At 74.3% G+C, this 26,194-nt stretch carries 23 protein-coding genes; 13 read left to right on the forward strand and 10 right to left on the reverse strand.

Going from position 1 to position 26,194, the window contains the following annotated elements:
* Nucleotides 1–110 precede the first annotated feature (110 nt).
* Together FHR36_RS28710 and FHR36_RS28715 are read left to right on the forward strand one after the other, a co-directional pair.
* Complete coding sequence (locus FHR36_RS28710) at nt 111–992, forward strand: phosphotransferase enzyme family protein (protein ID WP_253801743.1); 882 nt, start codon at nt 111–113, stop codon at nt 990–992.
* 131 nt (nt 993–1,123) lie between these two features.
* A complete protein-coding gene (locus FHR36_RS28715) occupies nt 1,124–2,125 on the forward strand; it encodes a polysaccharide deacetylase family protein (RefSeq protein WP_253801745.1) in 1,002 nt (333 codons plus the stop codon).
* Between the two features lie 311 nt (nt 2,126–2,436).
* On the opposite strand, the gene FHR36_RS28720 is transcribed toward FHR36_RS28715, so the two are convergent.
* The gene (locus FHR36_RS28720) at nt 2,437–3,168 is read right to left on the reverse strand and encodes a TetR/AcrR family transcriptional regulator (protein WP_253801747.1); all 732 of its coding nucleotides are present in this window, start codon (nt 3,166–3,168) and stop codon (nt 2,437–2,439) included.
* Nucleotides 3,169–3,364: 196 nt separating this feature from the next.
* Between FHR36_RS28720 and FHR36_RS28725 the strand changes: the two genes are divergently transcribed.
* Both FHR36_RS28725 and FHR36_RS28730 read left to right on the forward strand, forming a co-directional pair.
* Nucleotides 3,365–4,828, forward strand: a complete 1,464-nt coding sequence (locus tag FHR36_RS28725; protein ID WP_253801748.1) for an APC family permease — start codon at nt 3,365–3,367, stop codon at nt 4,826–4,828.
* Nucleotides 4,825–6,459: an amidohydrolase gene (locus FHR36_RS28730; protein WP_253801749.1), complete on the forward strand. Its 1,635-nt coding sequence runs from the start codon at nt 4,825–4,827 to the stop codon at nt 6,457–6,459. The genes FHR36_RS28725 and FHR36_RS28730 overlap by 4 nt, the downstream gene beginning before the upstream one ends.
* A gap of 46 nt (nt 6,460–6,505) precedes the next feature.
* Here the strand turns inward: FHR36_RS28730 and FHR36_RS28735 are convergent, their stop codons facing one another.
* From FHR36_RS28735 to FHR36_RS28750, 4 genes are all read right to left on the reverse strand, one after another.
* Nucleotides 6,506–7,300 (reverse strand): 8-oxoguanine DNA glycosylase OGG fold protein, encoded by a 795-nt coding sequence (locus tag FHR36_RS28735; protein ID WP_253801750.1) that lies wholly within the window; start codon nt 7,298–7,300, stop codon nt 6,506–6,508.
* Nucleotides 7,301–7,373: 73 nt separating this feature from the next.
* Complete coding sequence (locus FHR36_RS28740; RefSeq protein ID WP_253801752.1) at nt 7,374–8,072, reverse strand: exonuclease domain-containing protein; 699 nt, start codon at nt 8,070–8,072, stop codon at nt 7,374–7,376.
* 90 nt (nt 8,073–8,162) lie between these two features.
* Entirely contained in the window at nt 8,163–9,431 is a 1,269-nt protein-coding gene (locus FHR36_RS28745; RefSeq protein ID WP_253801754.1) for a Dyp-type peroxidase, read from the reverse strand.
* Between the two features lie 301 nt (nt 9,432–9,732).
* Nucleotides 9,733–11,076: a DUF5919 domain-containing protein gene (locus tag FHR36_RS28750; protein WP_253801756.1), complete on the reverse strand. Its 1,344-nt coding sequence runs from the start codon at nt 11,074–11,076 to the stop codon at nt 9,733–9,735.
* Nucleotides 11,077–11,500: 424 nt separating this feature from the next.
* Here FHR36_RS28750 and glgX point away from each other — a divergent pair, with 424 nt between their 5' ends.
* From glgX to FHR36_RS28770, 4 genes are all read left to right on the forward strand, one after another.
* On the forward strand, nt 11,501–13,618 hold the full coding sequence (glgX, locus tag FHR36_RS28755; RefSeq protein WP_253801757.1) for a glycogen debranching protein GlgX: 2,118 nt from the start codon (nt 11,501–11,503) through the stop codon (nt 13,616–13,618).
* 79 nt (nt 13,619–13,697) lie between these two features.
* Nucleotides 13,698–16,073: a malto-oligosyltrehalose synthase gene (gene treY / locus FHR36_RS28760; RefSeq protein WP_253801758.1), complete on the forward strand. Its 2,376-nt coding sequence runs from the start codon at nt 13,698–13,700 to the stop codon at nt 16,071–16,073.
* On the forward strand, nt 16,070–17,809 hold the full coding sequence (gene treZ, locus FHR36_RS28765; protein ID WP_308199665.1) for a malto-oligosyltrehalose trehalohydrolase: 1,740 nt from the start codon (nt 16,070–16,072) through the stop codon (nt 17,807–17,809). Before treY ends, treZ begins: the two co-directional genes overlap by 4 nt.
* A 179-nt stretch (nt 17,810–17,988) precedes the next feature.
* Nucleotides 17,989–18,261, forward strand: coding sequence for a hypothetical protein (locus tag FHR36_RS28770; RefSeq protein WP_253801759.1), 273 nt, complete (start codon nt 17,989–17,991; stop codon nt 18,259–18,261).
* A gap of 113 nt (nt 18,262–18,374) precedes the next feature.
* Here FHR36_RS28770 and FHR36_RS28775 read toward each other — a convergent pair whose 3' ends face one another.
* Both FHR36_RS28775 and FHR36_RS28780 read right to left on the reverse strand, forming a co-directional pair.
* The gene (locus FHR36_RS28775; protein ID WP_253801760.1) at nt 18,375–19,268 is read right to left on the reverse strand and encodes a transketolase family protein; all 894 of its coding nucleotides are present in this window, start codon (nt 19,266–19,268) and stop codon (nt 18,375–18,377) included.
* A gap of 40 nt (nt 19,269–19,308) precedes the next feature.
* On the reverse strand, nt 19,309–20,016 hold the full coding sequence (locus FHR36_RS28780; protein ID WP_253801761.1) for a thiamine pyrophosphate-binding protein: 708 nt from the start codon (nt 20,014–20,016) through the stop codon (nt 19,309–19,311).
* 56 nt (nt 20,017–20,072) lie between these two features.
* On the opposite strand from FHR36_RS28780, the gene soxR reads away from it, so the two are divergent.
* The 3 genes from soxR (at nt 20,073) to FHR36_RS28795 (ending at nt 21,927) form a co-directional block, all read left to right on the forward strand.
* Entirely contained in the window at nt 20,073–20,561 is a 489-nt protein-coding gene (gene soxR / locus FHR36_RS28785; RefSeq protein WP_253801762.1) for a redox-sensitive transcriptional activator SoxR, read from the forward strand.
* A gap of 63 nt (nt 20,562–20,624) precedes the next feature.
* On the forward strand, nt 20,625–21,473 hold the full coding sequence (locus tag FHR36_RS28790; RefSeq protein WP_253801763.1) for an SAM-dependent methyltransferase: 849 nt from the start codon (nt 20,625–20,627) through the stop codon (nt 21,471–21,473).
* Nucleotides 21,474–21,537: 64 nt separating this feature from the next.
* Complete coding sequence (locus FHR36_RS28795) at nt 21,538–21,927, forward strand: VOC family protein (protein ID WP_253801765.1); 390 nt, start codon at nt 21,538–21,540, stop codon at nt 21,925–21,927.
* On the opposite strand, the gene FHR36_RS28800 is transcribed toward FHR36_RS28795, so the two are convergent.
* Nucleotides 21,908–22,858 carry a LysR family transcriptional regulator gene (locus tag FHR36_RS28800; protein WP_253801767.1) on the reverse strand — a complete coding sequence of 317 codons (951 nt, stop codon included), beginning with the start codon at nt 22,856–22,858 and terminating at the stop codon, nt 21,908–21,910. The genes FHR36_RS28795 and FHR36_RS28800 overlap by 20 nt on opposite strands.
* A gap of 87 nt (nt 22,859–22,945) precedes the next feature.
* Between FHR36_RS28800 and FHR36_RS28805 the strand changes: the two genes are divergently transcribed.
* A complete protein-coding gene (locus FHR36_RS28805; RefSeq protein ID WP_253801769.1) occupies nt 22,946–23,665 on the forward strand; it encodes a CTP synthase C-terminal region-related (seleno)protein in 720 nt (239 codons plus the stop codon).
* A 35-nt stretch (nt 23,666–23,700) separates the two neighbouring features.
* Here FHR36_RS28805 and coaE read toward each other — a convergent pair whose 3' ends face one another.
* On the reverse strand, nt 23,701–24,300 hold the full coding sequence (gene coaE / locus FHR36_RS28810) for a dephospho-CoA kinase (RefSeq protein WP_253801771.1): 600 nt from the start codon (nt 24,298–24,300) through the stop codon (nt 23,701–23,703).
* A 268-nt stretch (nt 24,301–24,568) separates the two neighbouring features.
* Between coaE and FHR36_RS28815 the strand changes: the two genes are divergently transcribed.
* Nucleotides 24,569–25,459: an alkaline phosphatase family protein gene (locus FHR36_RS28815; protein ID WP_308199666.1), complete on the forward strand. Its 891-nt coding sequence runs from the start codon at nt 24,569–24,571 to the stop codon at nt 25,457–25,459.
* A gap of 52 nt (nt 25,460–25,511) precedes the next feature.
* Here the strand turns inward: FHR36_RS28815 and FHR36_RS28820 are convergent, their stop codons facing one another.
* Complete coding sequence (locus FHR36_RS28820) at nt 25,512–26,153, reverse strand: MBL fold metallo-hydrolase (protein ID WP_253801773.1); 642 nt, start codon at nt 26,151–26,153, stop codon at nt 25,512–25,514.
* Between the last annotated feature and the right edge of the window lie 41 nt (nt 26,154–26,194).

The following is a 26,194-nucleotide window of genomic DNA, read 5'->3' on the forward strand; positions in this document are numbered from 1 at the left end:
CCCGACCACCTGCCCCTCCTCACCCGCCCGGGCACCCGCCCGGGCACCCGCGAGCCGCCCGTCGCGAGCCGCGCGTGTCCGGGCGGTCACGCGTACGAGAGGATGGCCGGATGATCTCCGGCGACTTCGACGAACACCGCGCCCGCCGGCTCCTCGCCGCCGCCTGCGACGCCGCCGGGCTGCCCAGCTCCGGCGCAGCCCTGCTGGCGCTCGGCGAGAACGCGGTCTTCGACCTCGGCGATCCCGCCGTGGTGGCCAAGGTCGGCCGTTCGGCGGACGGCCGGGCGGCCCGCGAGCTGGCGGTCGCCGGGTGGCTGGCCGGGTCGGGCGTCCCGGTGGTCCGCCCCTACCTGCCGGAGCCGGTCGACGCCCACGGCCACCCGGTCACCTTCTGGCACCGGCTGCCCGCGGCCCACGGCCCCGCCCGTCCGGCCGACCTCGCCCCGCTGCTGCGCGCACTCCACCGACTGCCCACTGCCCCCTTCCCCCTCCCCGCGCGCGACCTGCTCGCTCCGGTGGACCGCTGGCTGGCCGCGGCCGGCGATCACATCGACCCGGCCGACGCCGCGTACCTGCGCGGCCGGAAGGAGAGCTTCGTCACCGCCCTCGGGGACTTGACACCGCACCTCCCCCCGGGGCCGATCCACGGCGACGCCCTCCCCCGCAACGTCCACCTCGGGCCGGACGGCCCCGTCCTGCTCGACCTGGAGAACGTCTCCCTCGACCTGCGCGAGCACGACCTGGTCGTCCTGGCGCTGGCTCAGGACCGTTACGGGGTACCGGCGGAGGAGTACCGGGAGTTCACCGCCGGCTACGGCTGGGACGTCCGCGACTGGCCCGGATTCGCCGTGCTGCGCGGCGCCCGGGAGACCGCGAGCGCCGCCTGGGTGGCGCAGCACACACCCGGACGGCCCGCCGCGGCGGCGGAGTTCCGCCGCCGCGTGAGTTCCCTGCGTCACAACCGCCCCCAAGTACGCTGGTTCGCGTTCTGACCGTTTCCGTGGGACAGCCCGCACTGTGGCGTGGCTCACGTCTTTCACGGAACCATCCCGCTCGTACCCGGCGTCGTATCGGACCAGACGCCCCGCCCAAGGCGACCGGTACGACGTCAGGAGTCGTCTCGATGGTGATCAACCGAACCCTGTCCCGCCACCGCCGCGCGGTGGTCGTCGGCCTGTCCTCCGCCCTGCTCGCGCCGGCCCTGCTGGTCGCCTGCGGACCCGCGAAGCAGACCGGCGCCGCCGGCGACGCCGCGAGCCACCAGGCCGCGTCGGTCACCCCCTCGCCGTCGGCGAGCGCGAGCGCGTCCACGTCCGCATCGAGCTCGCCGTCCCCCGACGACCCGGGCTCCACGGACGGCAGCCCCTCGGCCGGGAAGACCACCCGGGCCGCCAAGCCGGCGACCGGCGATCCCGCCACCCCGTCGCCCTCCGGCGCGGCCACCACCCCGGGCTCCGCCGCCAGCGGCAGCCCGCTGGGCCAGTCCGCCCCCGGCACCCCGCCGGCCAAGCCGGGCCACCCGCCGGCCGGCTCCGTCCTGCACACCACCGCCTCCGGCGGCCGGACCGTCGCCCTCACCTTCGACGACGGCCCCGGCCCGGCCACCAACCAGGTCCTCGACCTGCTCGCGCAGTACGGCGCGCACGCCACCTTCTGCCAGATCGGCAAGAACGTGATCGCCGACCCGGCCGCCACCAAGCGGATCCTGGCCGAGGGCCACCGCCTGTGCGACCACACCGAGGACCACCCCCAGCCCATGCACACCCAGGCGCACGACAAGCAGGTGGCCGAGATAGGCGACGCCCGCGACGCCATCCTGGCGGCGGGCGGCCCCGGCACCAAGATCACCTGGTGGCGCGCCCCCGGCGGCGACTTCACCGCGGAGAACGTCCAGATCGCCTCCCAGCTCGGCATGAAGTCCCTGGGCTGGTCGGTCGACCCGCGCGACTGGTCCCGCCCCGGCGTCCCCGCCATCGTCTCCACCATCGAGCAGAACGTCCGCCCCGGCTCCGTCGTCCTCATGCACGACGGCGGCGGCGACCGCAGCCAGACCGTGGCCGCCCTCAAGCAGCTCCTCCCCTGGCTCGTCGCCCAGGGCTACACCTTCGACTTCCCCGCCGCCTGACCCACCTCGCCCCACCCGACCCACCTGCCCCGGCCGGGCCCCGTCACGACACGACGGGGCTCGGCCGTTGCCGTCGGCACCGCCCCCCTGCCCCGGACTGGGCCCCGGCGTCGGCCTGCGGTCTCCGGCCGGAGCGAGCAGCGGTGCGGTGGCGGCGATGTTCGGGTGGGCCGTGGCGGGGGCCGGCTCCACCCCACCCCACCCACCCGCCCGGCCGGTCCCCGTCACGACACGTGCGTACGGGGCTCGGCCGTTGCCGTCGGCACCGCCCCCTGACCAGAACTCGCCCCAGCCCCCGACTCGCCCCGGCGTCAGCGTGCGGTCTCCGGCCCGGGCACGGCGGGTGGGGAGGTGCGGCGGGCGGCGACGGCTTCCAGGAGCAGGTCCAGCGCGAACGGGTAGCCGCTGCGTCGCATGTCGGCGGCGAGCAGCGGTGCGGTGGCGGCGATGTTGGGGTGGGTCGTGGCGGGGAGCCGGCTGTAGCCGGCGCGCCAGACATCGGAGTCGGCGTCCTGGGCTGGGGCGGGCATAGCGAGCACGGCCGCGTCCAGGGCCGCGAAGGCGAGGGCCTGGTCGACGAAGGAGTGGTAGATCCGGACCGCTTCGGGGTCGGGGAAGCCGGCCGATCGCAGGATGTCGAGGATGGCTTCGACCGCCGCGGTCTCGTGGGCCCGCCCGGTGGTGCGGTGGGCGGCGAGCAGCGCGGCCTGCGGGTGGGCCTGGTAGGCGGCGTGGATCCGCAGGCCCATCTCGCGCAGGTCGGTCCGCCAGTCGCCGGTGGGGCGGAGGCCGTGCTGGGCGCGGCCGATGAGTTCGTCGGCGACAGCGAGCAGCAGGTCGTCGGTGTTGCGGAAGTACCGGTAGATCGCGCTGGGGTCGGCGCCGAGCGCCGCTCCGAGCCGCCGGACGGTGAGGGCCTGGGCGCCGTGCTGGCCGATCAGGCGCAGGGCGGTCTCGACGATGGCGGGTTCGGAGAGCACCGTGCCCTGTTTGGTCGGCCGTCGGCGCCGGCGCTGCGACTCGGGTACCACTCGCTCGGTCATGGCGGCGAGCTTATGACAACGGCATTGACGTGTGAAGAGCGTCACCGCTTTCATGGCTGCTCTCCGGACCCGGCGCCTCTCCCGGGTCCGCGCATCCCCCAACCTCCCCCACGAGCAAGGCGGTGATCCGATGGCGTCCTCGGTGAAGGATCCGGGCAGCGGCCCGAGAAACAGTGCCAATACCCCCGGTACCGGTATGCGCAGAACCCTCGGCGTGGGCGGCGGCGTCGTCCTCGCCGCGTCCAGTACGGCCGCCACCACCAGCGTCGGCATCGGCCTCGGGCTGATGGCCGGCATCGTCGGCCTGCACCTGCCGGCCCTGATGCTGCTGGCCTTCCTGCCGGTCCTCGCCATCGCCGGCGGGTACGGCCGTCTGGGCCGGGTGGAGCCCGACGCGGGCAGCAGCTACCGCTGGGTCGGCCGCATCCTCAATCCCTGGCTGGGCTTCCTGACCGGCTGGGTGAACACCGTCGGCACGATCGTCTTCATGGCGTACACCACCGCGGTGACCGGTTCGGCGCTGCTCCAACTGGTCGGCCAGACCGGCCTGCACAGCCTCGCCGGGCTCACCCTGGACCCGGACTCGACCGTCCAGTCCACCGCGATCGGCCTGGTGGTGCTGGTGGCGGCCGCGCTGGTCGCGGTCCGCGGCCTGGACCTGGCGGCCCGGCTGCAGAAGTACCTGCTGGTGTTCGAGTACGTGGTGCTGCTGGGCTTCTGCGGCTACGGCCTGTTCGCCGGCGACCAGCCGTTCTCGCTGGACTGGTTCGACCCGTTCGCGATCCCGTCCCCGCAGGCGCTCGCCGAGGGCATGGTGCAGGCGGTGTTCTGCTACTGGGGCTTCGAGTCGGTGTTCAGCATCGGCGAGGAGGTCCGCGACCCGCGCGACGCCTCGCGCAGCGGCTTCGTCGCTCTGACCGTGATGCTGCTGATCTTCTTGCTGGCCGGCACCGCCTTCCAGCGGGTCCTGCCGCTGGACGACCTGGCCGACAACGGCGCCCAGGGGCTCGCCTTCTTCGGTGAGCGCCTGGCCCACCAGCCGCTGGCCGCCCTCCCGTTGGTGGCTCTGTTGTTCTCCGCCGCCGCCTCGTTGCAGGCCTCGGTCATCCCGACCGCGCGCGGCATGTACGCCATGGGCCGCGACCGCACCCTCGGCCCGATCTGGACCCGCCTGCACCCGCGGCACGCCACCCCGGCGGTCGGCACCCTGCTGGTCACCGCGATCGCCGGCGTCCCGGCGCTGCTGTCGGTGGCCATCCCCACGGTGAGCGACCTGATCCTCGCCGCCGTCGACGCGATCGGCATCGTGGTCGCCCTCTACTACGCGCTGACCGCCTTCGCCGCGGCGGTGAGCTTCCGGCACCTGCTGCGCACCGCACCGCTGGAGGGTCTGCGCGCGGTGGTCGCGCCGGTACTCGGCGCGCTGGTCCTGCTGACGGTCGGCGGCTACCTCGCCTGGACCTTCTACGACTCCGCCGACCACTTCGAACTCTCCGCCGACAACGGCTGGTTCGATCTGCTGGTGCCGGCCCTGATGATCGGTTCGGGCCTGCCGGCCGCCGCCTGGGCCCGCTGGGTCCGCAAGTCCCCCTACTTCCTCCCCGAACGCGGCGACGCGCCCGTCGCCGGCAGCACCAACGCCCTGGAGCCCCAGCCATGACCCACGCCGACCTGGTGTTCACCAACGGCCCCGTCCACACCGGCGACCCCGCCCGCACCCGGGCGAGCAGCCTGGCCGTCACCGGTGAGCGGATCACCGCCGTCGGCCACGACGAGGTCCGCGAGCTGATCGGACCGCGCACCGAGGTGGTCGACCTCGCCGGGCGCCTGCTGCTGGCCGGGTTCCAGGACGCGCACGTCCACGCGGTGTACGGCGGCATGGAGCTCGCCGAGTGCGACCTCACCGGCACCGTGGGCGTGGACGACTACCTCGCCCGGATCCGCGACTTCGCCGCCGCCCACCCCGGGCGGACCTGGATCACCGGCAGCGGCTGGTCCCTGGAGAGCTTCGAAGGCGGCCTGCCCACCCGGCAGTTGCTCGACACGGTGGTCCCCGACCGGCCGGTCTACCTGGTCAACCGGGACCACCACGGCGCCTGGGCCAACACCCGGGCGCTGGAACTGGCCGGCCTCAACCGCACCACCCCCGACCCCGCCGACGGCCGGATCGAACGCGAAGGCGACGGCACCCCCAGCGGCGTCCTCCAGGAGGGCGCCACCGCCCTGGTCGCCCGCCTGGTCCCGGAGAGCACCGCCGCCGACCGGCTGGCCGGCCTGCTGCGCGCGCAGACGCTGCTGCACTCGCTCGGCATCACCGGCTGGCAGGACGCCCTGCTCGGCGTCTTCAACGGCCAGCCGGACCCCTCGGACGCCTACCGGGCCGCCGCCCTCGACGGCACCCTGACCGCCCGGGTCACCGGCGCCCTCTGGTGGGACCGCGACCGCGGCGCCGACCAGATCCCCGAACTGGTCAGCCGACGGGCCGAGTTGAGCCACGGCCGGTTCCGGGCCGGCTCGGTCAAGATCATGCAGGACGGTATCGCCGAGAACTTCACCGCCGCCCTGACCAGCCCCTACCTGGACGGCTGCGGCTGCGCCACCGGCAACACCGGCCTCAGCTTCGTCGACCCGGTCGCCCTGCGCGAGCACGTCACCGCGCTGGACGCGCTCGACTTCCAGGTCCACTTCCACGCCCTCGGCGACCGCGCCGTCCGCGAGGCCCTGGACGCGATCGAGGCCGCCCGCACCGCCAACGGCCGCCGCGCCACCCGGCACCACCTCGCCCACCTGCAGATCGTCCACCCCGACGACATCACCCGGTTCGCCCGGCTCGGCGCCATCGCCAACATCCAGCCGCTCTGGGCCGCCCACGAACCGCAGATGGACGAACTCACCATCCCCTTCCTCGGCCCCGAACGGGCCGCCTGGCAGTACCCCTTCGGCTCCCTGCTGCGGGCCGGCGCCACCCTCGCCGCCGGCAGCGACTGGCCGGTCAGCAGCCCCGACCCGCTCGCCGGCATCCACGTCGCCGTCAACCGCGCCGAACCCGGCGCGACCGACGGCCGGATCTTCCTGCCCGAACAGCGCCTCGACCCCGCCACCGCGATCGCCGCCTACACGGCCGGATCCGCCCACGTCAACGGCCACGACGACGCCGGCGTCCTGCGCCCCGGAGCCCTCGCCGACCTGGTGGTCCTCGACCGCGACATCCTCACCGCCCCCGCCGAGGCCATCGCCGACACCGGCGTCGAAGGCACCTGGGTCGGAGGCCGCCTGGTCCACCACCGCTGACCCCCGGCGCCCCCTCGGGCCGACCGGCGCACGCCCTCCCCGCCGATCAGCCCGCCGGGTCCCACCCGCCCTGGAACAGCGCCAGCTCCCACAGGTCCGGCTCCCCCGCCGGCCACCCCGGAACGGCGCGGGCCAATTGCTCGGCCGCGGCGTGCATCCACCGCAGGTAGACCTCGTACCGGTGCGCCGTCCACCCGGTGTCGGACCACGTCCAGCGCGCGACCTCGCCGGCCGACGGCAGCGCGGCCTCGGTACCGACCCGGGTGGCCCGGGCCCGCAGCACCCGGGCCACCCGCTGATCGAGAATCAGCGCCGAGAACCCGGGAGCCGGCCCGAGCGCCCGGTCGACGAAGTACAGGTACTTGGTGAAGAACGCCGGACCGAGCCCCTTCACCGCCCGGTCCACCTCCCGGTACGCCGCCACCGCCCCGCGGTCGAGCAGCGTCCCGGCGGCCCGGGCCAGCCGGTCCTCCGTCCGCGGTTCGGCGAGGATCCGCCCGAGCCGGTGCGGGCCGTACCCCGTCCGCCCCTGCCCCCACACGTACGACGCCACCAGCGCCTCGGCCCACGCGCCGCGGCCCGCCGCCGCCCCGACGGCCGCCACCACCTGCGCCCGGCTCACCACGGCCGTCCCGCTCCCGGTCCGCGCCGCGAAGCCGCCCGGCCACGGGCCGATCGCCGCCCACCGCGCGGGCAGGTACCGCACCCCGTGCCCGTCGGCGCCGCCGGTCCCCGCGCCGGACCGGGCCAGCCAGTCCGCGGCGGCCTGCACGGCCTGCGGCGGCAGCATCCGGCGCGCCATCTCCGCGTCCAGCGCGTCCGCGACGTCCTGTCTCCCCATCAGCGGCCCCTCCCCGCCGAAGCATCCCACCGCACCGCCGCCACCGTCCCCGGAACCACCCGCAAACGCGCGGCTACCGCAGGGGCCAGCGCGGGTCGATGGTGGCGGCCGGGTCCTTGCGGCGGAGCCACGCCTGGAGGCTCTCGGCCCAGTCGCGGTGCCAGCCGACCTGCCGGTCGTGCAGGTCGTCGGGGCCGAGGTTGCCCGCCTGGTGCGGGTAGCGCTCGCCGAGGGCGACGGCGACCCGGACGGCGGCGAGGGCGTCACTGCCGGCGTGGTGGGCGTCGGTGAGTTCGACGCCGTACACCTCGCAGACCCGCTGCAGGGTGCGCGAGCCCTTGCGGTACTTGTCGACGGCGCGGTCGATGACCATCGCGTCGAGGACCGGCCCGACCCGCCCGCCGAGCCGATCGGCGAGGGTCGGACGGCCGTGACGGCGGAGTTCGGCGTCGAGCAGCGACAGGTCGAACGCCGCGTTGAAGGCGACCACCGGTCGGCCGAGGGCGAGCTGCCCGCACAGCGTCCGGGCTATCTCCTCCACCGCCTCGGCGGCCGGCCGGCCGCGCTCACGGGCGTAGGCGTCGCCGATGCCGTGGATGGCGGTGGCCTCCGCGGGTATCGGCACGCCGGGGTCGAGCAGCCAGTTGGCGGTGGACTCGAGCCGGCCGCCGACGGTCTCCACCAGGGCGGCGGTGACGATCCGGGACTCCTCCGGGTCGGTGCCGGTGGTCTCCAGGTCGAATCCGACCAGTGGCCCCTTCCACCAGGTCATTGGGCGTGTCCTTCCGTCAGTCCGCCGCGATGGGGACCATCATCGCGTGCGGCAGTGACAACCCCGACGGCGGGCGTTCCGGCTGCGGGCTCAGCCGCCGGTCCCGCCGGCGGCGAGCAGCGTCCGGCCGTACCAGTCGGCGGCGTCGGCGATGCCCGGCAGGACGAAGAAGTAGCCGCCGCCGGTGACGGTCAGGTAGTCGGCCAGCGGCTCGCCGACCAGCCGCCGCTGCATGGTCTCGAACTGCCGGGCGAGGTCCTGGTTGTAGCAGCAGAACAGCAGGCCCATGTCGAGGGTCCCGTCACGGTCGACGCCCCGGTCGTAGTTGTACGCGCGGCGCAGCAGCAGGGAGTCGTCGGTGTCGGCGGTGCGCGGGTTGGCCAGCCGGATGTGGGCCCGGCGCGGGGTGACCAGGCCGTCCGGGTCCTTGGTGTAGTCGGGCAGGTCGGTTTCGAGCAGGCCGTCGAGGGGCGCGCCGGTGTCGCGGCGGCGGCCGATGATCCGTTCCTGGGTCTCGACCGGGAGGTTCTCCCACGCCTCCACCCGCATCCGGATGGTCCGCAGCACCTGGTACGTCCCGCCGCCCGCCCACGCGGGCTCGCCGCCGCCGTCGGCGACCCACACCACCCGGTCCATCCGGCGCTCGTCGGCGGTGTCGGGGTTGACGATCCCGTCCTTGAAGCCCATCAGGTTGCGCTGGGCGCCGTCCGGGCGGGCCTCGTTGCGGAAGCCGTCCAGCCGCCAGCGGGGGCGCAGCGCCCCGTTCGCCGCCCGGACGACGTCGAGCAGGGCATGCAGCACGGTGTCGCGGCTGTCGGCGCAGATCTGCAGCGAGAGGTCGCCGCCGGTCTCGGCCGGGCGCAGCCGGTCGCCGCGGAACGCTGGCATCGGGCCCAGCCGGACGGGCTTCGCCGCGCCGAGGCCGTACCGGTCGTCGAACAGGGACGCGCCGACCCCGACCGTGAGGGTGAGGTTGTCGGCGGGCACGCTCGGCCCGACCACGCCGTTGTCGGCGGGTCCGTCGGCGGGCGGGGTGCCGCCCGCGGTGAGGAAGCGGGCGCGGTCGGTGACAGTGCGCAGCAGCGTCTCCAACCCGGCCCGGCCCCTGGCCCGGACGTCGAACGCGGCGAACGCGGCGAACCCGGCGGCGGGGGTGGTGATACCCGCCTGCCGCGCGCCGTGGAAGGGGACGGTACGGCGGGGCCCGGGGTGCTCGGCCGTTGCCGCGACCGCGACCGCGACCGCCGGTGTCGCGGCGCCGACCGTCAGGGCCGCGCCCGCGCCGACCGCCGCTCTGACGAATCCGCGCCGCCCGAAGGCGAACGGGCAGGAGCCGGCAGCGGCGGTCTGTGCAGTCATCGGGCGGCCTTCCGGTTCGGGAGCGGTACGACGATCACATCCGCTTCCTACCAGCCGCCCCGCCACCGCGCCGCGCGCCACATCCCTCCGCACACGACCAACCGCCCGGTATGCCTAACCGCCGGGCCACCGCTTGTCTTCAGGGGCGCGGGGAACTGCGCGACAAACCACCCACCACCCGCAGTCGCCTTGCGTCCCGAGCCCACTCCCAGGGTCGGCGCACCAACGCCAGGCACCCATTCCCGTGGTCGGCCTCGCTGTTCCCCGAGCCCCTGGTGGTGCGCCGACGTCGCAGAGTGGCCTAGGACACCGCGCGGGAGTCCGCCCAGACGCCCTCGAACTCCTCGCGGTAGACCTCCAGGAGTCCCGGTTCCTGGTCGGTGGAGGCGCCGCGCAGGACGAGGGCCGGGGATTCGATGCCGCGGGCGCGGCGGAGGTAGGGCTGGACGACGCCGAGGTCCGAGGAGCGGCGGCGGCCGCCGCCGGGGCCGGCGACGCGGGGGCCCTCGACCAGGTAGGCGGTGAAGCGGGGCATCTCGTCGAAGACCCGGATCTCGAAGCCGCCGGGGTCGCGGAGCCGGGCCCGCACCCGCCGGACGTGCATGATGTTCATCTCGATCGAGCGGCCCAGTTCGCCGCGCCCGAGGCCGAGTTCGCGTTCGCGCCGGCGCACCGCGCTGCTCGCCGGGTTGAGGAAGAGCAGCCGGACCCGGCACCCTTCGCTGGCGAGCCGGACGAGTCGCTTGCCGGTGTAGTTCTGGCACAGCATGCCGAGTCCGATCCCGACGGCGTCGAGTCGGCGGGCGCCGTCGAGCAGGTCCTCGACGGGCAGGTCGCGCTGGAGGCGGACCCGGTCGGCGTGGACGGCGACGACGTCGGCGTAGCGTCCGGCGACGAGTTCCTCGACGACGTCGGCGGGCAGGCCGCCGTGGCTGCCGTCGAGCAGGGCGAGGAGTCGGGCGGCGGCCCGCTCGGTCTGGTCGAGGACGGTCTGGGAGAGGCTGCGGTTGCGGGAGACGACGTGGCGGGCGACCTCGAGTTCGTCGAGGGCCATCTCGACCTCGCGGCGGTCGACCAGGTAGGGCTCGAAGCAGGGCCAGTGCTGGACCATGAGTTCGCGCAGCTGGGGCAGGGTGAGGAAGACGAGCGGGTCGTCGTCGGCGGGGTCGAGGAGGTAGCCCTTGCGGCGGCTGACCTCGCGGACGGCGCCGGCCCGGTGGACCCATTCCTCGCCGGCGGGGCCGGCGGCGGCGATGACCCAGTCCTCGCCGTGGGCGGGGGCGTAGACGGGGCGGAGGATCTCGTCGACGAGGGCGCGCAGGCGCTGTTCGACCAGGTTGAGCCAGACGTAGGCGCGGCCGGCGAGGCGGACCCGGCGGTAGGCGCCTTCCCACTCGCCGGGGGCCCAGGCGAGGGCGGGTCCGTCGACCGGGCCGCCCTGGCCGGGCAGCGGGCCGCGGCCGGGGCTGCCAGGCCGGATCACCAGGGTGGGCGCCTCGCTGCGCGGGCCGAGGGGACCGTGGGGACCGAGCACGCCGTGCGGGCCGAGCGGACCGTGGGGGCCCTGCGGGCCGATCGGGCCGAGGGGACCGAGCGGATCGGGGCCGTCGGGACCGCCGCCCCTGCCGCCGGCGGGGAACCCCATGCGCTACCTCACCTCTCGCCCGCCCGCCCCCGTCGGGGGTGACGGCACGTCCACTGACACAGTCTCAACCATGGCGGGCCTGGCAGAGCCTGTATCCGCATGGGCTCCGGGTACGGCGCCCCGGACGATCAAGGGTATCGCCCGGCGCGCGCGGGCGGCAGTCGTTGGCGGCAGCGACCCGGCGCGGTTCGACCGGTGCGCCCCCGGCCCGTCGACACGCCGTCACCGGGCGGTCACCGGGACGCCACGGACACCCGTTCGGGCGAACAAGTGGCAAATGGGCGCAGTCTTCGGCCGGGCGCCGGGGAGTATGCGACATGTGCCGTACGTCACGCCGCGCACGGGGCGCACATGTTCGGGCGCTGCGCCGGGAAGTCCCGGGTGGAGTGCCGGTTCCCGTCTGCCACAGGGAAGTTGAGGTCACATGCAGGTCTGGCCAGGGCAGCCGTACCCGCTCGGTGCCACGTACGACGGGGCCGGTACCAACTTCGCCGTGTTCTCCGAGAGCGCGGACCGGATCGAGCTCTGCCTGATCGGCGAGGACGGTTCGGAGACCGCCGTCGAGCTGCGGGAGACCGACGCCTTCGTCCGGCACGCCTACCTGCCGGGGGTGCAGCCGGGCCAGCGGTACGGATTCCGGGTGCACGGACCGTTCAACCCCGGCCTGGGGCAGCGGCACAACAGCGCCAAGCTGCTGCTGGACCCGTACGCGAAGGCGATGAGCGGCCACATCGACTGGGACGAGTCGGTGTACGGCTACCACTTCGGCGCGCCGGAGCGCCGCAACGACCTGGACTCGGCGCCGCACACCATGCACTCGGTGGTGATCAACCCGTACTTCGACTGGGGCACCGACCGGCCGCCGCGCACCGACTACCACCGCACGGTGCTGTACGAGGCCCATGTGAAGGGCCTGACCCGGCTGCACCCGGGCATCCCGGAGGAGATCCGGGGCACCTACGCGGGTCTGGCGCACCCGGCGGTGATCGAGCACCTGGCCAAGCTGGGGGTGACCGCGATCGAGCTGATGCCGGTGCACCAGTTCGTCCGCGACCACCGGCTGCGGGACCTGGGCCTGTCCAACTACTGGGGCTACAACACCATCGGCTTCTTCGCCCCGCACTCCTCGTACTCCTCCCACGGCGACCGCGGCCAGCAGGTGCAGGAGTTCAAGTCGATGGTGAAGGCGCTGCACGCGGCCGGGATCGAGGTGATCCTGGACGTGGTCTACAACCACACCGCCGAGGGCAACCACCTGGGCCCGACGCTCTCCTTCCGCGGTCTGGACAACGTCTCGTACTACCGGCTGGCCAAGGACCAGCGGTTCTACGAGGACACCACCGGCACCGGCAACAGCCTGCTGATGCGCAGCCCGCACGTGCTTCAGATGATCATGGATTCGCTGCGCTACTGGGTCACCGAGATGCATGTGGACGGCTTCCGCTTCGACCTGGCGGCCACCCTGGCCCGGCAGTTCCACGAGGTGGACCGGCTGTCCTCGTTCTTCGACCTGGTGCAGCAGGACCCGGTGGTCTCCCAGGCCAAGCTGATCGCCGAGCCGTGGGACCTCGGCGAGGGCGGCTACCAGGTCGGCAACTTCCCACCGCTGTGGACCGAGTGGAACGGCATGTACCGGGACACCGTCCGCGACCTGTGGCGGGGCGAGACCGCGATGCTGGCCGAGTTCGGCTCGCGCCTGACCGGCTCCTCCGACCTCTACCAGGACGACGGCCGCCGCCCGATCGCCTCGATCAACTTCGTCACCTGCCACGACGGCTTCACCCTGCGCGACCTGGTCTCCTACAACGAGAAGCACAACGAGGCCAACCGCGAGGACAGCCGGGACGGCGAGTCCTTCAACCGGTCCTGGAACTGCGGGGCGGAGGGCGAGACCGACGACCCCGGGGTCACCGAGCTGCGCGCCCGCCAGCAGCGCAACTTCATCGCCACCCTGATGCTCTCCCAGGGCGTGCCGATGCTCTCCCACGGCGACGAGCTGAGCCGCACCCAGCAGGGCAACAACAACGCCTACTGCCAGGACGGCGAGCTGACCTGGGTGCACTGGCCCGAGGGCCCGGGGCCGGAGGCCGAGCTGCTGGAGTTCACCCAGGGGATGATCTGGCTGCGCCGCGACCACCCGGTGTTCCGGCGCCGGCGCTTCTTCCACGGCCGCCCGGTGTCCGGGACGCACGACGACCTCACCGACATCGCCTGGTTCACCCCGTCCGGCGAGGAGATGACCAAGCAGGACTGGCTCACCAGCTACGCCAAGTCGCTGACCGTCTTCCTCAACGGCAACGCCATCTCCGAGCCGGACCGGCGCGGCGGGAAGATCGTCGACGACTCCTTCCTGCTGATGTTCAACGCCCACTCCGAGCCGCTGGAGTTCACCGTCCCGGCCGGCCACGGCGAGGCCTGGGTGGTGGTGGTCGACACCACGCTGGCGACGCTGCCCGCACCGGGCACCGGCAGCCGGGTGAAGGCGGGCGACAGCCTGTGGCTCCCGGACCGCTCGCTGATGGTGCTCCAACGTCCCGCCTGACCGGGCCGAGCCCGGGTGCTCCTCCGATCGGCCCAGTCCAAGGCCATACCGGACGGGTCCGCCGGGTAGGCATGAGGGCATGACCCCCGCCGCCGCCCGACCTCCGACGGCCAGCTACCGGCTGCAGCTCCAGCCGGGCTTCAGCCTGCACGACGCCGAGCGCGCGGTGCCCTACCTGGCCGCCCTCGGCGTCTCCCACCTGCACCTGTCCCCGCTGCTGGAGGCCGCGCCCGGCTCCACCCACGGGTACGACACCGTCGACCACACCCGGATCAGCGAGCAGCTCGGCGGCGAGGCGGCCCTGCGCTCGCTGGCCGCCGAGGCGCACCGGCACGAGCTGCGCCTGATCGCCGACGTGGTGCCCAACCACATGGCGCTGCCCGTCCCCGAGCGGCTGAACCAGCCGCTCTGGCAGGTGCTGAAGGACGGCCCCGACTCGCCCTACGCCGCCTGGTTCGACATCGACTGGACGGCGCAGCCCGGCCCGGTCGACGCCCCCGAGCGCGGCCGGCTGCTGCTGCCGCTGCTCGGCGACCGGCTCGGCGCCGTGCTCGACCAGCTCACCGTGGAGGGCGACACCCTCCGCTACCACGAGCACGCCTTCCCGCTGCGGCCCGGCACCGAGGCCTTCCCGCTGCCCGAGCTGCTGGAGCGGCAGTGGTACCGGCTGTCCTGGTGGAAGCTGGCCGACGGGGAGCTGAACTACCGGCGCTTCTTCACCGTCAACGAGCTGATCGCGGTCCGGATGGAGGTGCCGGAGGTCTTCGAGGCCACCCACGCCGTCCTGCTGCGGCTGCACGCCGACGGCGTGCTGGACGGCTTCCGGATCGACCACCCGGACGGCCTCGCCGACCCGCGCGGCTACCTGCGCCGGCTCGCCGAGGCCACCGGCGGCGCGTACACGGTGGTGGAGAAGATCCTCACCGGCGAGGAGCGACTGCCCGCCGACTGGCCGTGCGCGGGCACCACCGGCTACGACGCGCTGCGCCGGATCGACGGGGTGCTGACCGACCACGCCGGCGCCGAGCGGCTGGTCGCCGCCTACCAGCGCGACGTCGCCGACCGGACCGACGCCGCCGGGGCCGCCCGCCAGGGCCGGGCCGAGCTGACCGCGCCCGGCGGGGAACTGGCCGCCGAGACCGACCGGCTGGTCCGGCTCGCCACCCGGATCTGCGCCGCCGAACCCGCGCTGGCCGACCACCCGGCGCTGGACCTGCGCCGGGCGCTGACCGAGCTGCTCACCGACCACCCGGTGTACCGGCCGTACGTGGTGCCCGGCGAGAGCGCCCCGGCGGAGGCCGTCGCCCACCTGGGCGAGGCCGCGCCCGGGGACGCCACCGGGCGGCTGCTGCGCGACCTGGCGCTCGGGCGCCTCGGCCGCGGCGACGCCAAGGACGAGTTCTGCGTCCGCTTCGCCCAGACCGCGTCGGCGGTGGCCGCCAAGGGCGTCGAGGACACCGCCTTCTACCGCTGGAACGCCCTGCTCAGCCTGAACGAGGTCGGCGGGCAGCCCGGCCACCCCGGGGTGACCCCGGCCGACTTCCACCGCTGGTGCGCCGAGCGCGAGGAGCACTGGCCGGGCGCGATGACCGCACTGTCCACCCACGACACCAAGCGCAGCGCCGACGCCCGGGCCCGGCTCGCCGTCCTCGCCGAGTTGCCCGAGGCGTGGGCGGCCGAGTGCGCCGCCTGGACGACTGCCGCCGGACCCTGCCCGGACCGGCCGACCGCCTGGCTGCTGTGGCAGACCATGGTCGCCTCGTGGCCGGCCTCGGCCGAGCGGCTGGTCGGGGTGGCCCTCAAGTCGGCCCGCGAGGCCAAGCGCCGCACCTCCTGGGCCGAACCCGACGAGCGCTACGAGCACTGGCTGACCGAGTACGTCCGCGGCGCCCTGGCCAACCCCGGGCTCTCCCCGCGGATCGCCGGATTCGTCCAGCTGCTGGCGCCGTTCGCCCGCAGCAACACCCTGGCCGCGGCCCTGCTCCAGCTCACCGTGCCCGGCGTGCCCGACCTCTACCAGGGCAGCGAGGAGCCGCTGTACACCCTGGTCGACCCCGACAACCGGGCTCCGGTCGACCTCGGCGCGCTCGCCGTCCGGCTCACCGACTCCCCCGCCGACCGCTCGGACGACCTGGCCCGGGAGAAGCTCCACCTGACCACCACCGCCCTGCACCTGCGCCGCACCCACCCGTTCGGTCCGTACCGGCCGATCACCGCGACCGGGCCCTCGGCCGACCACCTGCTCGCCCTCGGCCGCGGCGAGAAGCTGATCGCCGCCGCCACCCGGCTCCCGTACGGGCTGCACCGGGCCGGCGGCTGGCGCGACACGGTGCTGGAACTGCCGCCCGGCCGCTGGACCGACCAGCTCACCGAACGCCACTTCCTGGCCGGCCCGGTGGAGGTCTCGTACCTGCTCGGCCGCTACCCGGTCGCCCTGCTGACGGAGGTCTCGTGACGAGCTACCAGGTCTGGGCCCCGGACGCGGTGGTGGTGGAGGTGGAGGTCGGCGCCATTCCCTACCCAATGGCCCGGGTGCCGGACCGGCCCGGCTGGTGGCAGGGCGAGGCCCCCGACGGCGACTACGGCTTCCGCCTCGGCGGCGGCCGCGCCCTGCCCGACCCGCGCTCCGCCCACCAGCCCGACGGCCCCGACGGGCTGAGCCGACCGGTCGACCACGCCGCCTTCCGCTGGTCCGACACCCCCTGGCACGGCCGTCCGCTGCCCGGCGCCGTCGTGTACGAGCTGCACATCGGCACCTTCACCCCCGACGGCACCTTCGACGGCGCCGCCGACCGCCTCGACCACCTGGTCGACCTCGGCGTCGACTTCGTCGAGCTGATGCCGGTCTGCCCCTTCCCCGGCCGCTACGGCTGGGGCTACGACGGCGTCTCGCTCTGGGCCGTCCACGAGCCGTACGGCGGGCCGGACGGCCTCAAGCGCTTCGTCGACGCCTGCCACCGCCGGGGCCTCGGCGTGATCCTCGACGTCGTCCACAACCACCTCGGCCCCTCCGGCAACTACCTCCCCGCCTTCGGCCCGTACTTCACCGACCGGCACCACACCCCCTGGGGCTCCGCCGTCAACCTCGACGCCCCCGGTTCCGACGAGGTCCGCGCCTACCTGATCGGCAGCGCCCTCGCCTGGCTGCGCGACTACCGGATCGACGGCCTGCGGCTCGACGCCGTGCACGCCCTGGTCGACCACCGGGCGCTGCCCTTCCTCGAGGAACTCGCCACCGCCGTCGACGACCTGGCCGCCGCCACCGGCCGCCCGCTGTTCCTGATCGCCGAGTCCGACCTCAACGACCCGCGCACCACCACCCCCCGCCAGGCCGGCGGCACCGGCCTGACCGCCCAGTGGAGCGACGACTTCCACCACGCCCTGCACGCCCTGCTCACCGGCGAATCCCAGGGCTACTACGGCGACTTCGCCACCGACCCGTACGCCGCCGTCGCCCGCACCCTGACCCGCGGCTTCTTCCACGACGGCACCCGGTCCTCCTTCCGCGACCGCCACCACGGCCGACCCTTCCCCCCGGCGTACGGGCACCGGCTGCTCGGCTACGCCCAGACCCACGACCAGGTCGGCAACCGGGCCACCGGCGACCGCCTCTCCGCCACCCTCTCCCCCGGCCGGCTCGCCGCCGCCGCGGCCCTGGTGCTCACCTCGCCCTTCACGCCGATGCTGTTCATGGGCGAGGAATGGGGCGCCACCACCCCCTGGCAGTACTTCACCGACCACACCGACCCCCGGCTCGCCGACGCCGTCCGCCAGGGCCGGCGGCGGGAGTTCGCCGAGCACGGCTGGCGCGCGGAGGACGTCCCCGACCCGCAGGCCAGGGCCACCGTCCTCGGCTCCGTCCTCGACTGGACCGAACCCGCCCGCGAGCCCCACGCCGCACTCCTCGACTGGTACCGGCGCTTGATCCGCCTCCGCCGCGACCACCCCGAACTGATGGCCGGCGACCTCGGCTCGGTGACGGTCGACCACGACGCGGAGCACGGCCGCCTCACCGTCCACCGCGGCCCCTACCGCCTCATCGTCCGCCTCGGCGGCACCGAACCCCTCGCCGTCCCCCTCGACGCCACCTACACCGGCACAATGGCCCTCTTCGGCGACTGCTGGCCCGGCACCGACGACACCCTCTACCTCGCCCCCGACTCCACCGCCCTGATCCGCGTGGACCGTTAGCCGTATCAGAGAACCTTTGCCCCGTTGATGGGTGGACTGCCGAGGTGAGCGCGCGTCCGCCGGCCAGGACGACATCGTGACCTGGCCGCTTCCTCGGGATCGATCTCAGGGGGCGCCGAAGGCGCGCTCCAGGGCCGTCCGGCGCCGATGCCGCGGAAGTCACCGGTGTGAGGCGCCGCTTGCGCGAACTCGCCACCGTCGAGCAGCAGGCCGAACGTCTGACACTCGCTTCGGCCGCCTTCCTCACGCCACCCGGAATCCCCGCGGCCGCTCCGACTCCAGGACAGCCGCTCGGCGGCGATTCACCCACCGCGGCGAGTGTCGCCGAAGCCCTCGTAGACCTCGCTGAGGCCGGGCTCACGGTCTCCACCGTGTGGATGCCCGTTGCAGCCGAACACTTGGAGAAGGCGATGGATTGGATCGCGTCCGAGGTCATGCCACGGCTCGCCTGATACAGGGTCTCGCCCGGTTCGATCAGACTGCCGCGCCGAGAGGACGTCCCCCGGCGGATGCCGCTGGGCGTGACCGGAACGAGTCGAGTGCGAGTCCCGAGCCCCCGAAAGCATCACCACACGTACTCGGAAATCCGCGCCCGGAGGGCGGTTGCGTCGAGCCCGTACGCCGCGAGGTGCTCCGGGATGGAGCCGAAGTGGCGGTGCTCCTCCTTGGGGACGCCGAGTGCGAGCACGCGGTGCGGCAGGTCGGCGAGCGCGTCGTGGGCGGCGGTGGCGGAGGTGCCGGCGAGGTACGGCTCGACCAGGACGACGTCGGCGCGCTCGCCGATCGCGGCGCGCAGCCCGGCGGCGTCGAACGGTCGCACGGTGGCGGCGTACAGCACCGTCACGTCCATGGTCTCGGTCGCGGCGAGGACGGCGTCCAGCATCGGCCCCACCGCGAGCACCACGCCGCGGCTGCCTTCCCGCACTCGGGTGAAGCGGCCGGGGACGACCGGTACGGGGTGCTCGTTGCGGTGGGCGGAGAGTCGCACGTAGGCGAGGCTGTCGCCGTCGGCGGCGGCGTGCCGCAGCAGGGTTTCGGCCTCGTCGGGGTGGCCGGGGACGTGGACGGTCCAGCCGGGCAGGGTGTCGAGCAGGGCGACGTCGCCGGGCGCCATGTGGGTGCGGCCGCCGGCGGGCCAGTCGTAGGAGCCCGCGGCGCTCACCAGGACCGCGCCGACGCCCTGGTGGACCAGGTCCAACTTGACCTGTTCCCAGGGGCGTTCGATGAGGAAGCTGGCGAAGGTGTGGGCGATCGGGCGCATGCCGGTGAGGGCGAGTCCGCCGGCGGTGCCGATCAGCAGCTGTTCGCGGATGCCGACATTGACGACCCGGTCGGGGTGGCGGGCGGCGGCGGGGGCGAAGGCGTCCACCCCGATGTCGGCGAGGACGAGCGCGAGGCGGGGGTCGTGGTCGAGCAGGTCGGTGGTGACGGCGGCGAAGCGCTCGCGCATGGTGTCCATCAGGCGTTCCTCATCCAGAAGTCAGAAGGGGCGAGCGGGTTCAGGCAGCGGTCTTGGGTTCGACCCGCGCGACCACGGCGTGCGGGCGGCCCGGGTGGGGTGCGGTGAAGGCGCGGTGGAGGGCGTCGTGGTCGCGGCCGTCGACCGTCTCGGTGGACCAGCCCTCGGCGGCGAAGCGGGCGGCCATGCCGCCGCGCCAGCCGTGCGTGGCGGAGGAGTTGTCGATGGCGACCACGTGCAGCCGGTCGAGGCCGTAGGCGCCGGCGAAGGCGACGGCCTCGTGGTTGCTGCCCTCGTCGAACTCGGCGTCGCCGATGAGCACCCACACAGCGGGGTCGGTGAGCCCCTGGGCGCGCAGGCCGAGCGCCGTGCCGACGGCGAGTGGCAGGCCGTGGCCGAGGGAGCCGGAGGAGATCTCGGCGCCGGGCACCAGCAGCCGGTCCGGGTGGTGGCCGAGCGGGGAGTCGTAGGAGCCGAAACTGGGGAGCAGTTCGGCCGGGAGGAAGCCCTTGGCGGCGAGGACGGCGTAGTAGGCCATCGGGCCGTGGCCCTTGGAGAGCAGGAAGCGGTCGCGGTCCTGCCGGTCGGCGGTCTCGGGGGTGACCCGCAGCACCCGGTCGTAGAGCACCCACAGGGCGTCGAGGGTGGAGGTGGCGGCCGGTCCGTGCTTCTCGTCGCCGGTCATCAGCGCCATCAGTCGGGGCAGGTCCAAGAAGCCGTACGGGACGGCCGGGGTCTCGGTGGTCATGTCCAAGAGCGTGCAACTTGAAGTCGACTTCAAGTCAAGCGCTATCCTGGCGTGCCATGGGAATCGGCCGGCACGACCTGCTCACCATCGGACAGCTCGCGGAGCGCAGCGGACTGGCCACCTCGGCGCTGCGCTACTACGAGAAGCTGGGGCTGATCCACGCCGACCGCACCACCGGCAACCAGCGCCGGTTCGCCCGCTCGACGCTGCGCCGGGTCGCGTTCGTCCGGGCCGCGCAGCAGGTCGGGCTGTCCCTGGAGGAGGTCCGCACCGCGCTGGACCGACTGCCGCACGACCGGGCGCCGAGCCACCAGGAGTGGAACGCGGTGGCCATCGCGTGGCAGCGCAGGATCGACCGTCAGATCGCCGAACTGGAACTGATGAAGCGGAAGTTGACGGGTTGCATCGGCTGCGGCTGCCTGTCGCTGACCCGCTGTGCGCTGTACAACGCCGAGGACCGGGCGGCCCAGGCCGGTCCGGGCGCCCGGTACCTGCTGACCCGCGATCCGGCGAGCGGTCCGGAGCCCCTGCCGTCCGCAGAGTGACCTCGCACACCTCCCCTCCCGTCTATGCTGCCCGGAGAGCGTCCGCGGCCCACGGGGGATCAGATGACCGACCATCAGAATGTCTCGCTCGACTGGATGACGGCGGAGGGGGAGCCGCAGCCGTCCGCCGACCTGAAGCCGGAGATACCCCACCCCGCCCGGATGTACGACTACTACCTGGGCGGCAAGGACAACTTCCCCGCCGACCGGGAGGCGGCCGAGCAGGTCATGGCGCTCAGCCCGCTGGTGCGGATCAGCGCCCTGGCCAACCGCTCGTTCCTGCAGCGGGCGGTCCGGCACCTCGCCGAGGCGGGCGTGCGGCAGTTCCTGGACGTCGGCACCGGCATCCCGACCGCGGGCAACACCCACGAGATCGCCCGGCAGGTGGCGCCCGGCGCCCGGGTCGCCTATCTGGACAACGACCCGATCGTGCTGGTCCACGGCCGCGCCCTGCTGGCCGGTGCGGGCGAAGGCGGGGTGTCGGTGATCCACGCCGACCTGCGCGAGCCCAAGGCGATCCTCGCCACCCCCGAGGTGCGCGAACTCATCGAGCTGGACCAGCCGGTGGCGCTGCTGCTGTTCGCCATCCTGCACTTCATCGACGAGGCCGACGACCCGTACGAGATCGTCCGCACCCTGGTCGACGCGCTGCCCTCGGGCAGCTACCTGGCCCTGTCGCACGGCACCGCCGACTTCTCCACGCCGGAGCAGGCGGCCAAGGGCCCGGCCATCTACCGCAACGCGACCGCGCAGCTCACCATGCGCACCCGCGAGCAGGTGCTGCGCTTCTTCGAGGGCCTGGAGCTGGTGGAGCCCGGTCTGGTCACCGCCCCGCTCTGGCGGCCCGACGAGGCGCCGCAGGACAGCGACGCCCAGGTCGGCATCTGGGCGGGCATCGGCCGCAAGCCCTGACCGGGCCCGCTCCGACCCGGCCCGCCACGCTCTGCGGCCCGCACCCGGCTGCGATCATGGCGGCATGGCACACATCTCGCTGACCGCCCTGCTCGTCGCCGACTACGACGAGGCGATCGCCTTCTACGTGGACGCGCTCGGCTTCGAACTGCGCGAGGACTCCCCGCGTCCCGGCGGCGGACGCTGGGTGGTGGTCGCCCCGCGCGGCTCCACCGAGACGGGTCTGCTGCTGGCCCGTCCGTCCCAGCCCGAGCAGGTGGCCAGGATCGGCGACCAGACCGGCGGCCGGGTCGGCCTGTTCCTCACCACCGAGGACTTCGCCGCCGACCACCGCCGGATGGTCGCGGCCGGGGTGGAGTTCGCGGAGGAGCCGCGGCACGAGCCGTACGGCACGGTCGCGGTCTTCGCCGACCTGTACGGCAACCGCTGGGACCTCATCCAGCCAGCGGGCTGAACCCGGCGGACCGGCCCGCGGACGGACCTACGGACAAGCCATCCGGCCGGCCGCCGTCCAGGAGTCGCACCAGCAGGGCGGCCGGCCCGTCCGGCAGGCTGCCGTGGACCAGTTCGGTCCGGTGCACCAGCCGCGGGCTGCGCAGCGGTACGGCGGCGACGTCCGCGGCGCCGGCGGCGGCCGTGGCGGGCAGCAGGGCGAGGCCGTGGCCGGCCGCCACCAGAGCCAGCAGGCCGCGCACCTCGCCGCCCCGGTAGCGGGCGGCGGCCCGGAAGCCGTCTGTGCCGGCCACCGTCCGCAGCCGGTCCAGGTCCATGGCGACGTCCGGCGCGTCCAGCCAGCGCGCGTCCGCCAGGTCGGCGAGGGCGAGTCCGGGGCGACGGGCCAGCGGGTGGGCGGCCGGGAGGGCGACGGCGAGCGGCTCCTCGGCGACCGCGACGGTGACCAGCGGTCCGGCGTCCGGCAGGGCCAGCGGGTCGCTCGGCGCGGCCACGCCGTCCACCAGGCCGAGATCCAGCGCGCCGGTGGCGACCTGCGCTGTGATGTCGGCCCGCGCCACCTGGTCGATCGTCAGGTCGAGCCGCGGGTAGGCGGATCGGACCTCGGCCAGGGCGTGGGCCAGCCGAGGCGTGACGGAGGCTCCGGCCGCGCCGATCAGCAGCCGGGCGGTGGGCGCTGCGGCCAGCCGCCGGACGTCCGCCCGGGCCGCGTCGAGGCGCAGCAGCAGCGGCCCGGCGTGCTCCAGCAGGCGCTCCCCCGCCTCGGTGGTCCGCACCGGCCGCCGCTCCAGCAGGACGGTGCCGAGGTCGGCCTCCAGTGCGGCGACCTGCTGCGAGACCGCGGACTGGGTGTAGCCGAGTTCGCGGGCCGCCTCGGAGAACGAGCCGAGCCGGACGACGGCGGTGAGGGTGCGCAGCTGCTGGGGGTCCATGTCTCCAGCATGGCGATCAGCAGTGCTGATGGACAAGTCAGAAATCATCGTTGGACCTGATTCGGGGATGCGGGCCAGGATGGCGGCATGACCTCCTTCACCGCACGGCTCGCCCTGGTCGGCGACCGCTCCCCGAGCGTCCGCTCGCACGCCCGCATCCCCGGCCTGCTCGACGCGCTGGCCCGCCGCGACCAGCTGGTCCTGGACGCGTACTGGATCCCCACCGAGGACGCCGCCGAGCCCGGCGCGCTGGCGGGCTTCGACGCGGTCTGGCTGCTGCCCGGCAGCCCGTACCGCAGCGAGGCGGGGGCCCTGGCCGCCATCCGCACCGCCCGCGAGCAGGGCGTCCCGTTCCTCGGCACCTGTGCAGGCTTCCAGCACGCGCTGCTGGAGTACGCCCGGGCGGTCTGCGGGCTGGCCGCCGCGAGCCATGCCGAGAACGACCCCGCGGGCGCCGACCCGCTGATCGTGCCGCTGGCCTGCTCGCTGGTCGGGCACGAGGGCGCGGTGCTGGTCGATCCGGGTTCGCTGGCCGCCGAGGTGCTCGGCGCCGAGCGGACCGTCGAGCGCTACCACTGCTCGTACGGGCTGGGCGACGCGCACCTGGAGGTGCTGCGGGCGCACGGGGTCCGGTTCAGCGGCGCCGACGAGAGCGGCGCGATCCGGATCGCCGAGCTGCCGGGGCACCCGTTCTTCCTGGCCACCCTCTTCCAGCCGGAGCTGGCCGGCGACGGCAGCCGCCCGCACCCGATCGTCCGGGCCCTGGCGGCCGCGGCCGTCCGGCACGCGAGCCTCGCCACGGCCTGACCTGCGCCGGCACAGGCCGGTACCTCCCGAGCGGGTCAGCCCGCCAGGTGCTCGGTGAGCTTCGCCCAGACCTGGCGGACCCGCGGGGCGAGTTCGTCGAGCGTGCCGCCGTTGTCGATGACGAGGTCGGCGACGGCGAGCCGGTCCTCGCGGGTGGCCTGGGCGGCCATCCGGGCGCGGGCCTCCTCCGCGGCCATGCCGCGCAGCCGGACCAGGCGTTCGAGGCGCACCTCGTCCGGCGCGTCCACCACGATCACCAGCTCGTACAGCGGTGCGAGCCCGTTCTCGGCGAGCAGCGGCACGTCGTGCACGACGATCGCGTCCGGCCCGGCGGAGGACTCGAGTTCGGCGGAGCGGGCCCGGACCAGCGGGTGGACGATGGCGTTGAGGGCGGCCAGCCGCTGCTGGTCGCCGAAGACGATCCGGCCGAGCGCCGGGCGGTCGAGCGCGCCGTCCGCCTGCAGCACCCCGGGGCCGAACTCGGCGACCACGGCCTTCAGCCCCGCGGTCCCGGGGGCCACCACCTCACGGGCGATCAGGTCGGAGTCGACGATCACCGCGCCCAGCTCGGCGAGCTGCCGCGACACCTCGCTCTTGCCCGCGCCGATCCCGCCCGTCAGTCCGATCCTCAGCATGCGGCACAGGCTACCGGTCGGCCCGCGCCGCCCGGCGCCCAGGCCCGGAAGGCCAACGCCGTCCGAACATCGGACGAACTCTCGGCCCACCGCGCCAACTCCCGCCTGCCCGCGTCGCACCTCCGCCCTCGTCGGGCGCGGGCGCGGCGGCTAGGGTCTGTCTGACCGTCCGGCCGACCGGCGGGAACGGTCACGCAGACCCGCGGGTCCGGATCACGGTCCACCACCCGATCGGGTCGGCCCCCGCACCCCGCAGAACAGGAGTCCCATGTCCAGCCTCTGGCCCGCCGGCTCGCGCCGCGTCCTGGTCGTCGGCATCGACGGCGTCCGCCTCGACCTGCTGGACGAGCTGCACACCCCGCACCTGGACTCGGTCGCGGCGGCCGGCTTCCTGGCCCGGGTCGAGGTGGACGACGCCACCCCCACCATGTCCGGCCCCTGCTGGGCGACGATCGTCACCGGCGTCGGCGTGGCCAAGCACGGCGTGTTCGGCAACCACCTCGGCGGCAACCGTCTCGACGTCTTCCCGGACTTCACCACCCGGCTGGCCGCGGTCCACCGCCGCCGTACCTTCGCGGCGGGCGGCTGGGAGCCGCTGTTCCTCGCCCGCAGCGGCGGGCCGCTGTTCGCCGCCCCCGGCCGGCTGTCCTACATCGCGCCGCTGGAGGACACTCCGGAGGCGTGGGAGGTCTGCGACGAGCGGGTCACCGCGGAGGCTGCGTTCGTGCTCGGCCGCAGCGACGACGACCCGCAGGCGTCCTTCGTCTACCTCGGCGCGGTCGACGAGACCGCGCACTTCCTCGGCTGCGGCGAGGAGTACCGGCGCTCGATCGAGGCCGCCGACGTCCGGCTCGGCCGCCTGCTGGACGCCGTCCGGAGCAGGCCCTCGTACGCCGACGAGGAGTGGACGGTCATCGTGGTCACCGACCACGGCCACGTCGACGCGGGCGGTCACGGCGGGCGCTCCGACCTGGAGCGGACCGCGTGGATCGCCGCCCAGGGCCCCGGCATCCTCCCCGGCGCCCCGGTCCTCCCGCTGCACCACACCGATGTCGCCGCCCATGTGTACGCGGCGCTGGAGATCGCCCCCGACCCGCACTGGACGCTCGACGGCCGTCCGTTCACCCCCGCCGCCGACCCGGCTCTGCTGCCGGTCTGAGCACCGCGGGTCCGCCCGGCCCCGGCCGGCCGGGCGGACCCGGGGCTCCCGCTCAGCCGAGCTCGATCGACTCCCCGGCGGCCAGCTGCGAGAACGGCGCCCCGGTGCCGGGGCCGCCCTCGCCGAGCAGCCTCCCGTGCACCATCTGCCCGGCCTCGCTCAGCACCGCCTCGTGGATCGCCACCGCCCGGCCAGGACCGGCCTCCCGGGTGTAGTCGATCAGCTCGGCCACCTTGGTCCAGGGCGCGCCGATCGGCAGCAGCAGGGTCTCCACGGCGTGCGGCGGGAGGGTGAGCGCGTCGCCGGGGTGGAAGAGCGAACCGTCCAGCAGGAAGCCGATGTTCTTCACCCGGGGGATGTCCGGGTGGATCACCGCGTGCCACTCGCCGTGCACGCTGACGCCGAGGCCGTCGATGTCGAAGGCGTCCCCCTCCCCCACCACGGTGACCCGGGCGCCGATGCCGTCCAGCTGGGCGGCGACCGCGCTGTTGGTCCAGATCCGCAGGCCCGGGTTGGCCTCGACGGCGGCCCGCAGGTTGGCCTCGGTGAAGTGGTCCATGTGCTCGTGGGTGATCAGCACGGCATCGGCGCCCTGCACGGCCTCGGCCCCGGTGAACATTCCCGGGTCGATCACCACGACCGTGTCGTCCCGCTCGATCCGTACGCACGCATGTCCGAATTTGGTGAGTCGCATGGGAAAAACATACAGCAAGACTGTGCAGTTCTGCTGCACAA

Source organism: Kitasatospora cinereorecta, from assembly GCF_024172095.1.
Lineage (GTDB): Bacteria > Actinomycetota > Actinomycetes > Streptomycetales > Streptomycetaceae > Kitasatospora > Kitasatospora cinereorecta.

Bases quoted from the DNA above. Each gene is read 5' to 3' on its own strand.
- coaE (WP_253801771.1), bottom strand. From the start codon at position 24,300: ATGCTGAGGATCGGACTGACGGGCGGGATCGGCGCGGGCAAGAGCGAG.
- FHR36_RS28715 (WP_253801745.1), top strand. From the start codon at position 1,124: ATGGTGATCAACCGAACCCTGTCCCGCCACCGCCGCGCGGTGGTCGTC.
- FHR36_RS28720 (WP_253801747.1), bottom strand. From the start codon at position 3,168: ATGACCGAGCGAGTGGTACCCGAGTCGCAGCGCCGGCGCCGACGGCCG.
- FHR36_RS28740 (WP_253801752.1), bottom strand. From the start codon at position 8,072: ATGACCTGGTGGAAGGGGCCACTGGTCGGATTCGACCTGGAGACCACC.
- FHR36_RS28745 (WP_253801754.1), bottom strand. From the start codon at position 9,431: ATGACTGCACAGACCGCCGCTGCCGGCTCCTGCCCGTTCGCCTTCGGG.
- FHR36_RS28750 (WP_253801756.1), bottom strand. From the start codon at position 11,076: ATGGGGTTCCCCGCCGGCGGCAGGGGCGGCGGTCCCGACGGCCCCGAT.
- FHR36_RS28805 (WP_253801769.1), top strand. From the start codon at position 22,946: ATGACCTCCTTCACCGCACGGCTCGCCCTGGTCGGCGACCGCTCCCCG.
- FHR36_RS28735 (WP_253801750.1), bottom strand. From the start codon at position 7,300: ATGGGGAGACAGGACGTCGCGGACGCGCTGGACGCGGAGATGGCGCGC.
- FHR36_RS28780 (WP_253801761.1), bottom strand. From the start codon at position 20,016: ATGACCACCGAGACCCCGGCCGTCCCGTACGGCTTCTTGGACCTGCCC.
- FHR36_RS28795 (WP_253801765.1), top strand. From the start codon at position 21,538: ATGGCACACATCTCGCTGACCGCCCTGCTCGTCGCCGACTACGACGAG.
- glgX (WP_253801757.1), top strand. From the start codon at position 11,501: ATGCAGGTCTGGCCAGGGCAGCCGTACCCGCTCGGTGCCACGTACGAC.
- treY (WP_253801758.1), top strand. From the start codon at position 13,698: ATGACCCCCGCCGCCGCCCGACCTCCGACGGCCAGCTACCGGCTGCAG.
- FHR36_RS28775 (WP_253801760.1), bottom strand. From the start codon at position 19,268: ATGGACACCATGCGCGAGCGCTTCGCCGCCGTCACCACCGACCTGCTC.
- FHR36_RS28815 (WP_308199666.1), top strand. From the start codon at position 24,569: ATGTCCAGCCTCTGGCCCGCCGGCTCGCGCCGCGTCCTGGTCGTCGGC.
- FHR36_RS28800 (WP_253801767.1), bottom strand. From the start codon at position 22,858: ATGGACCCCCAGCAGCTGCGCACCCTCACCGCCGTCGTCCGGCTCGGC.
- FHR36_RS28710 (WP_253801743.1), top strand. From the start codon at position 111: ATGATCTCCGGCGACTTCGACGAACACCGCGCCCGCCGGCTCCTCGCC.
- FHR36_RS28820 (WP_253801773.1), bottom strand. From the start codon at position 26,153: ATGCGACTCACCAAATTCGGACATGCGTGCGTACGGATCGAGCGGGAC.
- FHR36_RS28730 (WP_253801749.1), top strand. From the start codon at position 4,825: ATGACCCACGCCGACCTGGTGTTCACCAACGGCCCCGTCCACACCGGC.
- FHR36_RS28725 (WP_253801748.1), top strand. From the start codon at position 3,365: ATGCGCAGAACCCTCGGCGTGGGCGGCGGCGTCGTCCTCGCCGCGTCC.
- FHR36_RS28790 (WP_253801763.1), top strand. From the start codon at position 20,625: ATGACCGACCATCAGAATGTCTCGCTCGACTGGATGACGGCGGAGGGG.
- soxR (WP_253801762.1), top strand. From the start codon at position 20,073: ATGGGAATCGGCCGGCACGACCTGCTCACCATCGGACAGCTCGCGGAG.